13 protein-coding genes are annotated in these 14,212 nt (G+C 64.5%); all 13 read right to left on the bottom strand.

The genetic code is table 11. The features are described 5' to 3' along the window. Window positions 1–191: 191 nt before the first annotated feature. A complete protein-coding gene (locus ACVOL0_RS11910) occupies window positions 192–1,802 on the bottom strand; it encodes a sulfite reductase subunit alpha (protein WP_481549290.1) in 1,611 nt (536 codons plus the stop codon). After that, entirely contained in the window at window positions 1,799–2,779 is a 981-nt protein-coding gene (locus tag ACVOL0_RS11905) for an FAD:protein FMN transferase (protein WP_481549292.1), read from the bottom strand. Before ACVOL0_RS11905 ends, ACVOL0_RS11910 begins: the two co-directional genes overlap by 4 nt. 170 nt (window positions 2,780–2,949) lie before the next feature. Beyond that, window positions 2,950–3,756: a DUF4198 domain-containing protein gene (locus tag ACVOL0_RS11900; RefSeq protein WP_481549289.1), complete on the bottom strand. Its 807-nt coding sequence runs from the start codon at window positions 3,754–3,756 to the stop codon at window positions 2,950–2,952. Between the two features lie 25 nt (window positions 3,757–3,781). Continuing rightward, window positions 3,782–4,303, bottom strand: coding sequence for a DUF2271 domain-containing protein (locus ACVOL0_RS11895; RefSeq protein WP_481549288.1), 522 nt, complete (start codon window positions 4,301–4,303; stop codon window positions 3,782–3,784). 25 nt (window positions 4,304–4,328) lie between these two features. Then, window positions 4,329–4,973, bottom strand: coding sequence for a PepSY-associated TM helix domain-containing protein (locus ACVOL0_RS11890; protein WP_481549287.1), 645 nt, complete (start codon window positions 4,971–4,973; stop codon window positions 4,329–4,331). 374 nt (window positions 4,974–5,347) lie between these two features. Beyond that, window positions 5,348–7,762, bottom strand: a complete 2,415-nt coding sequence (locus ACVOL0_RS11885; RefSeq protein WP_481549286.1) for a TonB-dependent receptor domain-containing protein — start codon at window positions 7,760–7,762, stop codon at window positions 5,348–5,350. A gap of 119 nt (window positions 7,763–7,881) precedes the next feature. After that, window positions 7,882–8,295 (bottom strand): hypothetical protein, encoded by a 414-nt coding sequence (locus ACVOL0_RS11880; protein WP_481549285.1) that lies wholly within the window; start codon window positions 8,293–8,295, stop codon window positions 7,882–7,884. A 298-nt stretch (window positions 8,296–8,593) separates the two neighbouring features. Further along, a complete protein-coding gene (locus ACVOL0_RS11875) occupies window positions 8,594–9,271 on the bottom strand; it encodes a Fe2+-dependent dioxygenase (RefSeq protein WP_481549284.1) in 678 nt (225 codons plus the stop codon). Between the two features lie 21 nt (window positions 9,272–9,292). Next, the gene (locus ACVOL0_RS11870) at window positions 9,293–10,000 is read right to left on the bottom strand and encodes a tetratricopeptide repeat protein (RefSeq protein WP_481549283.1); all 708 of its coding nucleotides are present in this window, start codon (window positions 9,998–10,000) and stop codon (window positions 9,293–9,295) included. 144 nt (window positions 10,001–10,144) lie between these two features. Then, complete coding sequence (locus tag ACVOL0_RS11865) at window positions 10,145–12,433, bottom strand: TonB-dependent receptor (RefSeq protein ID WP_481549282.1); 2,289 nt, start codon at window positions 12,431–12,433, stop codon at window positions 10,145–10,147. Window positions 12,434–12,562: 129 nt separating this feature from the next. Beyond that, on the bottom strand, window positions 12,563–13,003 hold the full coding sequence (locus ACVOL0_RS11860) for a hypothetical protein (RefSeq protein WP_481549281.1): 441 nt from the start codon (window positions 13,001–13,003) through the stop codon (window positions 12,563–12,565). A 297-nt stretch (window positions 13,004–13,300) separates the two neighbouring features. After that, window positions 13,301–13,633, bottom strand: coding sequence for a non-heme iron oxygenase ferredoxin subunit (locus ACVOL0_RS11855; RefSeq protein WP_481549280.1), 333 nt, complete (start codon window positions 13,631–13,633; stop codon window positions 13,301–13,303). Next, window positions 13,630–14,166: a GNAT family N-acetyltransferase gene (locus tag ACVOL0_RS11850; RefSeq protein ID WP_481549279.1), complete on the bottom strand. Its 537-nt coding sequence runs from the start codon at window positions 14,164–14,166 to the stop codon at window positions 13,630–13,632. The genes ACVOL0_RS11855 and ACVOL0_RS11850 overlap by 4 nt, the downstream gene beginning before the upstream one ends. Window positions 14,167–14,212 lie beyond the last annotated feature (46 nt).

Raw genomic sequence — 14,212 nt, 5'->3', positions numbered from 1 at the left:
CCAACCCCCCGCCGCGTGGCGCCCGGCCGCGCCCCGGCGCGGGGGTCGTCCCCCCCCCCCCGCCCCCCCCCGCCGCCCCCGGCCCCCCCCACTACGGTTGGGATTGCTTGTAAGGCCTCTGCCGAGCATGGCTCGGCACTACGGTTGGGACTGCTTGTAAGGCCTCTGCCGAGCATGGCTCGGCACTACAGTCAGTAGACGTCGCGGCGATAACGCCCGGCGATGCGCAGTGCTTGATGCGCTTCGGCACCAATCGCGTCGATGATGACCTTGTCCACCGCCGGGGCCATGCCTTGCAGGCTGCCGCAGACGAGGATGGTGGCGCCGTCGTCCAGCCACTGCTGTAGCACGTCACTATGCGCGGCCAATGCGTCCTGCACATAGTGGAACTGGCCATCATCGCGGCTGAAAACGGTATCCAGTCGTTCGATCGCACCATCCCGCTGCCACTGCTGCAGCTCGGCACCGAAATGGAAGTCGTGGGCTGCATTGCGTTCGCCGAACAGCAACCAGTTGCGTCGCGCGCCGGCCTCGATGCGGGCACGCAGATGTGCACGCAGGCCGGCGATGCCGGTGCCGTTGCCGATCAGGATCAACGGGGCATCGTTGCCCGGTGGATGGAAATTGCTGTTGCTGCGCAGGCGCAGATCAATGCTGTCGCCGATGGCGGTGTAGTCGCAGAGCCAGCCGCTGGCCAGGCCGGGTGTTCCGTCAGGGCGTAGTTGTCGGCGCAGCATCAGCTGCAGGCTGCCTTCGCCCGGCATCGAGGCAATCGAGTACTCGCGGTGCGGCAGCGGCTTGAGGCTGGCTGCCAACACATCCGCGTCACCGGTGCCGGGGCTCTCGGGAAGATGGGATTGGGCCAGGGCATCGCGCAGGGAGCGGCCGTCAGCGAGCAAGGTCGCGGCGTCGAAATTGTTCGCCAGCAGCCACTTTGTCACCGTATCGGCGGATTGGCGCGGGCCGATTTCGGCGATATCGCCGGCCTGCCAGCTCGGCAGTTGTCCATCCGCAGGCTGCAGCTGCAGATGAAATACCTTGCCGCCGATGCTGCCGGGATTGAGCACATCACGTTTGCGCAGCAACCAGGATTGATAGGCTGGCGCACTCCAGTCGCTGGCATTGGCTGCTTCGCCACCAAGCTGGCCCAGCAGCTGCTGCCAATGGCGCAGCGCGTCGGCATCGGCATTGTCCACTTCCACCGTATCGAACAGCGGCTGGGCGCCGTGCGTGCGCAGCCACTCATCAAGTTGATGGCCGAATGCGCAGTAGTGCTCATAGGTCTTGTCGCCCAACGCCAGCACGGCGTACTGCAGCTGAGGAAGCTTCAAGGGCTGCGGCATCACCCGGCTCAGGAAGGCGAGTGCATGGTCGGGTGGATCGCCTTCGCCGGTGGTGGCGGCGATGAACAAGGCTTGGCGGCTGCTGGCGAACAGGGCTGCATCGACCTGGTCGATGGCGCGCAGTCGGGTCTTGTGACCGGCTGCGCGCAGATGTGCGGCGGTGCGTTGTGCCAGCTGCTGGGCGAAGCCGGTCTGGCTGGACCAGACCACCAGAATCGGCGGCTCCTTGCTATCGCCGCCATCGTCATCACGTTGGCGGGTGCACCACCACAATGCGAAGCAAGCCGCTGCATAGATCGCCAACGCTGCCAGTGCCATCCACCACTGCGGTGCCAGCGGCGCGGCCGGCCACCAGCGTTCGCCCAGATGCAGGCGCAGCAGCAACAGGGCGATCAGCAGCAGGCCCAGGCCGACAGCGAGATTGCCAAGCAGGGCGCGATTGGAACGATTGGGGTTCATTGCGTGCTGGCGTCCAGATAGCGCTGGAAGGCGGGCGTCATGGTTTCGAGCAGACCATTGCTGCTGCGGGTGATGAAGCGTGCAGCCAAGTCATGGTTGTTGGCAAAGGCCAGGCCTTCATCGGCACCCATGACCGTGAGCGCAGTTGCCCAGGCATCGGCGCGCATGGCGTCGCGTGCGATCACGGTGACGGCTGCCGCGGCGCGGTTGACCGGTGCGTGGCTGCGTGGGTCCAAGGTGTGGCTGTAGGAGACACCATCACGTTCGAACTGGTGCCAGCGGTCGCCGGAGGTGGCTACTGCAAGATCATCCAATGCCAGCACGCGTGGTGGGTAGTCGGCACTGGCATCTTCCTCGGGCGCGGATTCGACCAGCACGCGCCAGGGTTGGCCGTCGGGTTTCAATCCGTAGCCATGCAGTTCACCGCCGACTTCGACCAGTGCGGCAGTGATTCCGATACGGCGTAGCCAGCGGCCGACCAGATCCACGCCGTAGCCTTTGGCGATGGCAGATAGATCCAGTTGCAGGCCGCCGGGTTGCAGCGCGCTTTGGGTCTGCGGATCCAACTGCAGTTTGTTCCAGCCGCAGCGAGCGGCGACGTCGACCAGGTGCGAGGGATCGGGTACAGCCTGCGCGCCCGCATCGGCGCCAAAGCCCCACAGTGCGACCAGGGGACCGATAGTGGGATCGAAGGCACCTGCACTGCGTTCAGCGATGTCGTGCGCGGTACTGAGTACGTTCCAGAAGTCATCGGGCAGTGCTTGCCAGCTGTTGGCGGCGGCGCGGTTGTAGCGGCTGATGTCCGAGTTGGCCTCCCAGGTGCTCATCTGCGCCACCACGCGGTCGAGCTCGGCCTGGATGCCGGCGTGCAGCGGATGCAGGTCACGGCTGCGCGCAGCCACCAGCTTGACGCTCCAGCTGGTGCCCATGGTGTGGCCGCCAAGGGCGGCGATGTCGGAGTTGGAGGACATCGGTATCAAAAAGCCGGCTGGGGCAGGTGTTTCTTCTCCCGTTTACGGGAGAAGGTGCCCCGAAGGGGCGGATGAGGGGAGCTTTTGCTTTTCTGGCCGACAGCCAACTTCAACTATGCTGCTTCGGCCTTGCCCTCACCCCAACCCCTCTCCCGGGGGGAGAGGGGCTTTGAGCTTTACTGCGGCAGCACTTCCAGGGTGGCTACGTAGCTCAGGCGGCGGACGCTGGCCTGCGGGATCGAGGTCTTGTTGTCCTCGGTGCCGGTTTCCAGCCAGTACATGCCAGCCTGCGGCCAGGTCACCGAGAACTCACCGTTGGCGTCGGTGGTGACCTTGATCTCTTCCTGGGCGTTGCGGTAACGGGTGCCGCCACGGGTGATCTCGACTTCCAGGCCAGCGTGCGGCTTGCCGTCGACCAGCAGCTTGAACTTGGCCTGCTCGCCAGCGAACAGATCGTTCGGATGGCCCAGGGCAACCAGCTCCATGCCCTTGCCGGTCGGCTGCAACGCGGTGTCGTTCGGCTTGCCGTTGGTGACGAAGGTTTCAACGCGACCAGCGGTCTCGGAGACCTTCAGTTCCTTGGCATCCTTCGGCACTTCGGTGGCGAAAGTTGCAGCGTTGCCGCGCCAGCGCTTGGGCTTGCCATCTTCCTGCCAGTTGGCCATCAGGCCGGCATTGACGTTGGCCAGGCGATAGGTGCCCTGCTGGGTCAGTTCAACGTCGAACACGCTGCGGTACTTGCCGGTGGCCACGTTCTGCGGCTGCACGGTGCTGCCGTCCGGTGCGGTGATCACCAGGTTGTCCAGGCGCAGCGGCACGTGGTTGAAGTAGAACAGGTCGTTGGACACGGCGGCGTCCACGGTGATCCACGGGTTGGTACCGGCAATCACGGTCTGCGACGGCTGCAGCCAGGCCTTGTGGGCGGCGGCGGAGAACGGCAGTACGGCGGCGATGGTGGCAGCAAGCAGGAGGGAACGCTTCATCGGTTGGCTCCGTTGGTAATGGGGATCAGGGCTTGACGGCAAGGGTGACGGTGCCGAGTTCGGAGGTGCCCTGGGCACGGCCGTTCTGCACGGCACGGGCCGGCCAGGTGAAGGGAATCTTGACCAGTTCGCGGCCACCGACTTCACGTGCGGCTTCCACCACCAGCGAGTACTGGCCGGCGGGCAGGGCGCGCAGCTGCGGCTGGCGGTCGCTGAAGCTGAGCTGGTGCTTGCCGACCGGACGGGTCGGGCCGGTCACGCCATCCACCGGCACCTGCAGGGTGCGGCCGCTCTTGCGCCACCACTGGCGCAGGTCCGGCAGCCACTTGGTGCCATGGCCTTCGGCGGTGTCCTTGAGCTGGTACCAGACCGACAGGTTGGCGGCGACCTGCTGGTCGGCACCTTCGATCCAGACCGCGACATACGGGCGGTGGTACTCGGCCACGTTGAGCTTGGGCACTTCGACGTTGACGTCGAGGCTGGCGGCGTAGGCGGCGGGAGCGGCGGCGATCAAACCGCTCAGGGCGATGGTCAGGGTGACGCGCATGGTGCGACTCCGGAGAGAAAGACGGTCAATGGATGAGGAGCAGGGCGATCAGCAGCGGGATCAGCAAACCCAGGCCGACCAGCGGCCAGGTCATGCGCCGCTGCCGCGCATGCAGATGCAACAGGAACAGGCCGGTGATGCAGAACACCAGGCAGGCCACCGCGAACACGTCGAGGAACCAGCCCCAGCCCGGGCCCGCGTTGCGGCCCTTGTGCAGGTCATTGAAATAGGAGACCCAGCCGCGACGGGTTTTTTCAAACTCCACCGCACCGGTTTCGCGGTCGATGCTCAACCAGGCATCACTGCCGGGGCCGGGCATGGACAGATAGATTTCTTCCGGCGACCACTCGGCCTCGCGGCTGCCGATGGACACGTCAAGGCGGTTGGACAGCCAGTCGGCGACGCGCGCTGGCAGCGGCGCGTTGCCGTCTTCGCGCTCGCCCAGAGCCTTGAGCACCGGCGCTGGCAATTCCAGCTGCAGGTTCTGCACCTGTGGCTTGGCTTCGATCTTGGACGCGTGGTTCAAGGTGATGCCGGTCAGCGAGAACAACAGCATGCCGATCAGGCATACCGCCGAGCTGATCCAGTGCCACTGATGCAGGGTGCGCAACCAGAAACCACGGCTGGCCTGTTGTTGCACGGTGGTGGCGGTGCTGCGGTCTGCGGACACGGGAATCAGGGGTGTTGAAGGACGACGATTAGAGCACTAATGAGAATTATTCGCAATTTGTGCCGTGCATTGCTCCCTCCCTGTGCCGTAGGCAAGGGGAGGGCCGGGGAGGGGTCGCTTTTGATCTGGCTGTTGCTCTGGTTCTGGACTTGAAGCCAGAAGCAAGATCAAAGGCTACCCCTGCCCAACCCTCCCCTTCACTTCGTGAAAGGGAGGGGGCTGTTCTGCTTCTGCTGCTAACGCTTAAGTACATGTGGCGTTGACAGGGTGTAGTTCAGAACCCAGAAGCTACCCCTCCCCAGCCCTCCCCTGTGCTGCGCACAAGGGAGGGGGCCGATCTCCGCTCCGCTTCGGCACTCTGCGTCTGGCCTGAATCAGAACTTCGCGTTCAACGACAGCCAGTAGCTGCGGCGCTGTTCCTTCACTGCATAGTCGTCAACGCAGCTGTACTCGCTGGGCGAGGTCAGTACGCAGGACTGCGAAACGAAGTCCTTGTCGAACAGGTTGTTGACGCGTGCATTCACGGTCAGCCAGTCATTGAGCTTCCAACTGCCACCCAGATGGAAGGTGGTGTAGTCCTCGTAGTAACGCACGGTCGAGCTGCTGACGCCGCCGACGTTGGACAGCAGGGTGTCGCGGTAGCGGTCGTAGCGGCCTTCGCCGATCAGGCTCAGGCTGATGGCGTCGTTGAGCTGCCAGTTCAGGCTGGCATTGGCCATGTGCTTGGCCGGGTTGCCGGCAATCGGCTGGCCCTTGGTGGCACCGCTGGTCTGCTCGCTCTTGGTGTAGGTGTAGTTGCCGCGCAGCTGCAGGTTGTCCAGCAGGTCCACATGAGCGGCCAGTTCAACGCCGCGGGTCTCGGCCTTGTCCAGGTTCACGCTCTGGCTGAAAACGCTGTAACCAAGCGCCGCCCAGCCCGGGCCCACGTCGATGCAGTAGCCGCTGTTGGCAGGTGCCACTTCGCAGTTGGCGAAGCTGCCGCCGCTGGCGATCTTGTCGTCGAAGCGGTTGAGGAAGGCTGTGGCGTTGAAGCCCCAGCGATCGCCGTCGTAGTAGGTCGCGATTTCGTAGTTGGTGCTGGTTTCCGGCTTCAGGTGCGGCGAGCCGACCAATGGGATCACGCCCTGGCCGCCGAAGCCGGTGACACCCGGGAACAGCTGGTCCGGACGCGGGGTCTTGTAGCCGGTGCTGACGCCACCCTTGACGGTCCAGGCATCGTTGGCATTCCACACCAGGTAGGCGCGCGGGCTGACATGGCTGCCGAAGATGTTGTGGTGGTCATAGCGCAGGCCGAGCGTGGCGGTGAGTGCATCGCTCAAGGCCCAGTTGTCCTCGGCGAACACCGACCAGGTGCGGTGTTTCTGCTTGACGTTGTCGCGGTAGCCGTTGCCGTCCATGCCAAACACGCCATCGGTCATGTCGGTGTTGTTGTACTGGCCGCCAACGGTGACCTTGTGCGCGCCGAAGCTCAGGTCGAGCATGGTGTCCAGCACCATCGCATCCAGTTCCATGGTGCGTAGCGGGCGCGGCAGGAAGGCCTGCAGGCGTGCACGCTCGGCGTCATTGAGGACCGACAGGTTGCCGCTGGCCATATTGCAGTTGGCGGCCTGGCCACGGCGACGACAGACGTCGTTCCACAGGGTCTGCAGGTCGGCGCGCTCGTCCAGGGTCAGCGGCAATGAGCGGCCGAGGTTGTTGCTCTGGGTGCGTGACAGGCTGGTCTGCCAGGTGCCGAAGTCGTAGCGGCCCTGATGGGTCAACGCCAGCTGGTCCAGTTCATAGCGCTGGTAAGCGGTATAGCCCACGCGCGGCTGCACCACGCGGCGGGTGGTGGTGCCACCGCTGCCGTTGGGGATGGTTGCCACGCCGCTGCGCCACAGGCTTTCAGCGCTGTCCAGGGTGCCGGTCTGACCCTTGCTGTTGTCGTACTTCTGGCGCGAAACGTCGTAGTCCAGCCACAGGTCGTGGTTGTCGCTGGCCTTGAAGTTCAGGCGGATGCCGCTGTTCCAGTTGGTGTTGGCCACGGCCTTGCCGCCGCCGCCAAAGCCGAGCGCGCGCTCCCACTGGCTGCCATCGGGCAGCGGCAGCGAATCCCATTCCGGGCGCGATTCGTCGATGTCATACCAGCTGCCGCGCACGCTCATCCCGAGGCGGTCCTTGACCAGTGGGCCGCTCAGGTAGACGTCGGTGGTACGCGCGTCGCCGAAGGCATCTTCCTGTTGCACGGTGAAGCCCTGCGTCACCGAGCCGTGCCATTCGTTCTGGTTGCGACGGGTGATGATGTTGATCACCCCGCCCATGGCGTCGGCACCGTACAGGGTCGACATCGGCCCGCGCACCACTTCGATGCGTTCGATGGCATCCAACGGTGGCATATAGGCGAACTGGCCACCGCCGAAGTTGTTCGGGTACAGGTTGCCGACGTTGCTCTGGCGGCGGCCGTCAATCAACACCAGCGTGTACTCGGACGGCATGCCGCGCATGGAGATGGTGGCGCGACCGTTCTTGTCGGTGGTTTCCATGCCGACGTCGATGCCTTCCACGTCGCGCAATGCATCGACCAGGCTGGTGTAAGGACGCAGTGCCAGTTCTTCGCGGCTGACCACGCTGATGCTGGCCGGTGCGTCGGTGATCTTCTGCTCGAAGCCGCTGGCGGTGACCACCACCTTGTCCAGCGTAGTCGGCGCACCGCTGCCGTTGGCATGGGCGCTGGCGCTGATAACGCCGAGCACGGCGAGGCTGAGCAGTTGGCGGGAAACGGACACACGATGACGCTGGCGCAGGGCCATGGGAATACCTCGATCAAGGAATGCAGGTTGCAGCCGTCATCACCGCAGGCGCGGACGCATGCAGGGACGAGCTGGAAAGAAGAGAGGGGGGTGAAGCAGAGACGGCTAGGCGCGGAGCATCAGCCCAGCGGTGGCGCTTGCCCACGCTGTTGGCGCGGACTGGCCAGTGCATGACCGATAACCGGCGCAGATGCCGGGATTGCCGTGCGGATTGGGCTGAAGTCGTCAGATGCAACCAGCAGCCGCAGCACACCAGGCTGCGGCTGGACTGCGCGTGGTGCACGCAGCTGTACTAGCCGGCGCAGCTTGGCCGGATTCTCTTCTTCCAGATGGCGTTCGCCACCTTGGCGTTCCTCGGCGGGTGCCGACGCATGGCCGGCTTCCGCCAGACCAAGCCGCGACAACGGTGAGCCGCTCTGGCACAGGGCTGCCAGCAGCGACAACAGCAGCAACATGCACAAGGCCAGCGGACGCAGGCTGACAGCGCCGTAAGCGGCGTTGTTGTATGCGTACTGGCGCTGTGGTTGCTGCATGCGTATCTCCGGATTGCGGACGCGACGGCAGGGGCCGGCATTCGCGGTGCGGTATTGTAGATACGATTCGTTAACTTTTGCAAATGAGAATTGATATCAATTCGGCGATATCACGCGCTGATCGGCATGCAGTGTCAGCAGCCCAGGCTCTGTAGCCCGGGTACGTGCAGCGCACCCGGGAACGAGGATCTGCGGGCCTTCATGTTCTTCGCCAACGGCCCCGGCTGCATTGCGCTTGCCCGGGCAAGGTGTCTGACAGTTCAGGTGGGCCGACAGGTCGGGATTGAAGACTTGCGGCTCAGGTCTCGGCCCATTGCCGCAGCAGGTTGTGATAGATGCCGGTCAGGCTGACCAGCGAGGGATGCTGCGGGCAATCCGCGCTGAGCTGCTGGATGGAGGTATCCATTTCCCACAGCAGGCGGCGATGGGCTTCGTCACGGACCATGCTCTGCACCCAGAAGAACGAGGCCAGCCGCGCACCGCGCGTCACCGGCTGCACCTTGTGCAGGCTGCTGGACGGGTACACCACCAGGTCGCCGGCGGGCAGCTTCACTTCGTGCTCGCCATAGGTGTCGGCGATGATCAGCTCGCCGCCTTCGTACTCGTCCGGCTCGCACAGGAACAGGGTGCAGGACACGTCCGAACGCAGTTGTTCGCCCTGGCCCAGGTTCATCACCGCGCCATCGACATGGAAGCCGTAGGTGCCGCCGCCGCTGTAACGGTTGAAACGCGGCGGCAGGTACTTCAAAGGTAGCGCCGCGCTGAAGAAGGACGGATTGCTGGCCAACGCCAGCAACACGGTCTCGCCCAGTTCGCGGCGCAACGCGGAGTTTTCCGGCAGCTGCTCGTTGCGCTTGGCGTGGGCACCGAGATGGCCGACGGTTTCGCGGCCATCGGTCCAATCGGCCGCATCCAGTTTCTGGCGGAACAGGGCGACTTGTTCGGGGCTGAGTACGTTGGGGATATGCAGCAGCATGGAAGCTCCTCGGCGCCTGGCTCAGGTGACCAGTGCGCGGATCTGCGGATGGGGGGAGGCGGCCAATTCCGGCACGATATGCGCCATGAACGCCGGGCTGCCGCTGGCAAGCGCCAGCCGCAGCCAATGCACGGCCTGATCGACCTGGCCCCGCTGCAGCAGGATGGAGGCGAGGTTGGCCTGGCCACGGAAATCGCCGGCTTCGGCCGAGCGCTGATACCAGGCCAGGGCGGCCTGCGGGTCGCGCTCGATGTCCAGCCCGTCTTCCAGATGCCGCGCCAGCAGGTTCATCGATTTGGCATGGCCCATGTGGGCGGCCTGGGTGTAGAGCGCCAGCGCCTTGGCCCGGTCCTGCGGCACGCCACGGCCGGTGGCAAGCAGGTTGGCATGGTTGTACATGCCCCAGTCCAGGCCGGCTTCGGCAGCATTGCGGTACCAGACCGCAGCCAGCGTCGCGTCAGGTGCACAGCCCTGGCCGAGCTCATGGCAGCGGCCGAGCATGTTCATTGCCAACGCGCTGCCGTTGTTGGCGGCGGTTTCGTACCAGAGCAGGGCGGCATGTTCATCACGCGCCACGCCTTTGCCTTCGATGTAGAGCTGGGCCAGCAGCAGCTGTGCGTCCAGCTGACCGCTCAGTGCAGCGTCGCGGACCTGCGCGAACGTGCCTTGCGGGTCGTTCAGCAGTTGCTGTGCCAGCGCATCGGGATTGTTTGGAAGGGGAGTGGACATGGTCTTGCCTGTGACCTGATCTGAATCGGCATCGCCAGCCGATGGTAACCATTGCGGCTGAACAAGGTCGCCTGTCGTGGCGGGGAGCGGAAACGCAGAACGGCGGCAGGTTTGCACCTGCCGCCGTTGCTGGTCATGCCTGGATCAGAACTTGACGTTCAGTGCCAGAGTAGCCGCGCGGCCCGGTGCGATGCTCGCATAGTGCGAGGAGTATGCCTTGGTGAAGTAGGTCTTGTCGGTCAGGTTCTGCACGTTCAGCTGCAGGCTGATGTTGTCCTGGATGGCGTAGCTGGCCATTGCATCCCAACGGGTGTAAGCCGGGATCCACTTGGTGTTGGCCACGTCGCCGTACTGCTTGTCGACATAGCTGGCGCCACCACCGATGGTCAGGCCGAACGGCAGCACGTAGGTGGTCCACAGCGTGGCAGCGTGCTTGGGGGTGTTCGGGAACATGTTGCCGTTGTTCGGCGAGACGATCCACACGCCCGGTGCCGGGCAACCGGTACGGCTGGAGACCGAGCAGACAAAGCCGTTGTCCTTCAGCTCCGAATCCATGTGGGTGTAGCCACCGGCGACGTTCCAGCGGTCAGTGATCTGGCCATTGACGCCGATTTCGACACCGTTGATCGCCTTCTTGCCGGCATTCTGGGTGCTGCCGGTGTCGATCACGACACGCGCATTGCTCATCTCGGTATGGAAGATCGCCGCGGTCAGGTTCAAGCGCTTGTCGAACAGGTCCCACTTGGTGCCCAGTTCGTAGTTCTTGGTTTCCTGTGGCTTGAGGTTCTGGATGGCGGCATTGATCGAGTCGTTGCCTTCACCGCTGTCCATGCCCGGCGGCGTCGAGGAGGTGCCGTAGGACAGGTAGATGCTGCCATTGGCGGTCGGCTTGAATACCACGCCAGCCTGGTAGTTCAGGAAGCCGTCGCTGTTGCGCAGCACAGTCGGAGCACTGTTGACGATCGGGGTGACCTGCTCGGTGTCGTAGTCATCCCAGCGCAGGCCGAGGTTGACCAGCCACTTTTCGCTGAACTCGATGGTGTCGAACGCATACACCGACTTGGTCTTGGTGGTCTGCTCGATATCCAGGGCCTTGTTGCTGCGGGTCACCGGGTGGGTGGCCGCCCACGGATCCTTCGGGTTCGGGTTGTAGAAATCGGTGCAGTTGTAGCCGGTCGCCGCGCCGGTGGTCTTGCACACCTGGTTGTTGCCGATCGGGTTGTTGGTGCCGGCGCCGCCGATCACGTAGCTGCCCTTGCTGCTCTTTTCTTCGCTGTACTCAACACCGGCGCTGTAGCTGTGCTTCAGGCCACCGGTCTGGAACGCACCGGTCAGGCTCAGCTGGTCGGCGAAGGTCTTGGTGTCGATCGCACGGTTGTTGGTACGACGCCACAAGGTGCCGTACAGGTTCGGGTTGTTCTTGCTGTCGTCCGGCTGGGTCCACAGGTAGTCATTGCTGGTGTTGCCCAGGCGCGCGATGTTGCGCAGCTTGTGCTCGCCGAAGGAGTAGCTGGCGTCCAGGGTGCTGATGTCGGCGCGGGTGCGCTGGAAGTCGCGGTCAATCAGGCCGTAGTAGTTGTTGCGGTTGGGTACCAGCGGCTTGCCGGTGGTGGTCTTGGTCGCCGGGTTGCCATACGGGAAACCGCCGGCATCGGGCAGGTCGTCGGTTTCCAGGTGGTAGTGGCTGGCGATCAGCTGCAGTGGGCCGTTCAGGCCGAAGGCGATGGACGGTGCGATACCCCAGCGGCTGACATTGGCGGCATCACGGCCGGCGATGTCGGATTCGTGCTTGAGCAGGTTCAGGCGTGCGGCGATGCCATCGCCGAGCACGTAGTTGGCGTCCACGGTGCCGCGCGCATAGCTGTCGGTGCCCACGCCCATGCTGACGTTGGTCTCGTTCTTCAGCTTCGGGGTCTTGCTGACCAGGTTGATGCTGCCGCCGCCGGAATCACGGCCGCCGTAGGCCGAGCTCGGGCCCTTGACTACTTCCAGCTGTTCCAGGTCGAACACTTCGCGGGTCTGGGTGCCGACGTCGCGCAGGCCGTCGACGAACATGTTGCTCTGGCCGTCAAAGCCGCGCAGGAACGGGCGGTCACCGGTGGAGTTGCCGCCTTCGCCGGCACCGAAGGTGATGCCCGGCACCATGCGCAGTGCGTCGACCAGGTTGGTCGCGCCGATTTCCTGGATGGTCTTCTCGGTGACCACGGACACCGACTTTGGCGTATCCAGCAGTTCGGCGGTGAACTTGGGCGAGGACGGCGCGAACCAGCTGCCGCGGACCTGCACCTGATCCAGATCGGTGGCCTTGTTCTTGGCCGAATCAGCGTCGCCTTCGGCGGCGAAGGCGGTCAGCGGCGAGAAGCCGGCAGCCAGCGTGGCGGTGGCGAGCATGGTGGCGCGCGGAGCGTACTTGCGGGTCTTGATATGGGTCATGGACGGGTATATCCGGGAGAAAAAGAAACAGATTGGCCTGGCGGGCCGATGGCGCCGCAGGCTGAAGTGGAAAGCGGAGGTATCGACGGCGGCGTGCGCTGGACGCGCAGCTTCGCCTGATGCTGCTGCTTAGGCGGCGTGGGTACGCGGCGGGGCGTGGCCGGGATTGAGCCGCAGGTACGGTGCCAGTGGATAGCGCTGGGCACGTTCAACCGCGTGCTGCAGCAGCGTGTCGCTGGCGGCAGTCAGGAAGACGCGGTTGTAGGTAAGCGGGGCAAGCTGGACCGGGCTGGACAGCATGGGAGCAGGACGCTGCTTGCCGAGGCGCGACGTCTCAGCGCCGGATTCACTTATCGCCGTCATCTGCAGTGGTTGCTGCGGGTGGCCGGGCTCAGGCGAAACCAATACCTGGCTGAAACCTGCAGTCCCTGCGGGTGCAGCGACGACGGCCTTGGCCTGGAGCGCCACGGCCAAGGCCAGCAACATCCCGAATACCAGCATCAGCCAAGGCAGGCGCCGCCGCACGGTGGCGACAGTCAGCGTTTGAGCCTTGGCGGACGGGGTGAGCATTGGGGAAAGACGCAGGCCGTTAATTTCGCGTTATCGCGATAGATGCGCATCTTATTGAGAATTGTTTGCGTTTGCAATGCCAATGTGCCCAGGACAGCCGGGCCTTTTACGGGTACGGGCCATTCTCCGGAGCCGGGGTGGGGCTATAAAGGTGTCGGCGGACAGGAGACTGATGATTGGGCTGTCGGGCTTGCCCGCAGCGAGCGCCGGCTTGCAGCAGACGCGGCTGGCTGGCGTATTGCGCTGCAAATGGCTGTCCGGGCGCCGCTGCGGCGGCCCCCAAGACGGCGCTCAGGCTCAGTCGCGGTCGTCGCGCGACCAGATGCCGCCGTGTTCGCGCTTCACCGGGAACTTGGGCACCGCGGTATAGGCCGGTGCGCACAGTGCGCGGCCGTCGCGGATGTCGAAGCGGGCACCATGCAGGATGCATTCGATGCTGCCTTCGTCCGGGTCCACGGTGCCGGAGGACAGCTCGAACTCCTCATGCGTGCACTGGTCTTCCAGCGCATACAGCTCGCCGTCCAGGTTGAATACGACTATCGGTGAGCCGGTGACTTCGTCGAAGCCGGTCTTCAGTTCGCCCGGCAGCAGTTCTTCGCTGGCACAGATGAAGGTCCAGGTCTCGCTCATGCGGCGGCCCCGAGCGGCTTTTCCAGGATCTCGAACTGCAGGTCATCGCGTTTGGGGATGCCGAAGCGTTCATCGCCATACGGGAACGGCTTCTTGATGCCGGTGCGCACGTAACCACGGCGTTCGTAGAAGGCGATCAGTTCATCGCGGCAGTCGATCACCGTCATCTGCATGCTCGGCAGCTGCCATTGCTCGACCACGTGCTGTTCCGCGCGCTGCATCAGCTGTTTGCCGATGCCGCCGCCCTGGGCGCCGGGGCTGACCGAGAACATGCCGAAGTAGCCGTGGCCGTTCTCGTCGGCAACATGGCAGCAGGCCTGCAACTGGCCATCCTGTTCAGCAAGCAGGATCACGCTGCGCGGGCGGTCGAGATCGCCCTGGATGCCGGCGGCGTCGATGCGCTGGCCATCGAGGATGTCGGCTTCGGTGGTCCAGCCGACACGCGAGGCGTCGCCACGGTAGGCAGAGGTGACCAGGTCGATCAGGGCCGGGATATCGGCGGCGGTGGCGTTGCGGAAGGTAAGTGCGTCCATGCCCACATTCTAGTCCCGGCGTTTGCAGTCGAACAGTTCAGCCGCT

Source organism: Stenotrophomonas sp. STEN021, from assembly GCF_056760175.1.
Note: the sequence above shows the minus strand (reverse complement) of the source record. Positions and strands in the feature narration are given on the sequence as shown.

Coding starts and splice junctions, on each gene's coding strand:
- ACVOL0_RS11850 (WP_481549279.1), bottom strand. CDS start 14,166: ATGGACGCACTTACCTTCCGCAACGCCACCGCCGCCGATATCCCGGCC.
- ACVOL0_RS11910 (WP_481549290.1), bottom strand. CDS start 1,802: ATGAACCCCAATCGTTCCAATCGCGCCCTGCTTGGCAATCTCGCTGTC.
- ACVOL0_RS11880 (WP_481549285.1), bottom strand. CDS start 8,295: ATGCAGCAACCACAGCGCCAGTACGCATACAACAACGCCGCTTACGGC.
- ACVOL0_RS11870 (WP_481549283.1), bottom strand. CDS start 10,000: ATGTCCACTCCCCTTCCAAACAATCCCGATGCGCTGGCACAGCAACTG.
- ACVOL0_RS11865 (WP_481549282.1), bottom strand. CDS start 12,433: ATGACCCATATCAAGACCCGCAAGTACGCTCCGCGCGCCACCATGCTC.
- ACVOL0_RS11860 (WP_481549281.1), bottom strand. CDS start 13,003: ATGCTCACCCCGTCCGCCAAGGCTCAAACGCTGACTGTCGCCACCGTG.
- ACVOL0_RS11875 (WP_481549284.1), bottom strand. CDS start 9,271: ATGCTGCTGCATATCCCCAACGTACTCAGCCCCGAACAAGTCGCCCTG.
- ACVOL0_RS11900 (WP_481549289.1), bottom strand. CDS start 3,756: ATGAAGCGTTCCCTCCTGCTTGCTGCCACCATCGCCGCCGTACTGCCG.
- ACVOL0_RS11855 (WP_481549280.1), bottom strand. CDS start 13,633: ATGAGCGAGACCTGGACCTTCATCTGTGCCAGCGAAGAACTGCTGCCG.
- ACVOL0_RS11885 (WP_481549286.1), bottom strand. CDS start 7,762: ATGGCCCTGCGCCAGCGTCATCGTGTGTCCGTTTCCCGCCAACTGCTC.
- ACVOL0_RS11895 (WP_481549288.1), bottom strand. CDS start 4,303: ATGCGCGTCACCCTGACCATCGCCCTGAGCGGTTTGATCGCCGCCGCT.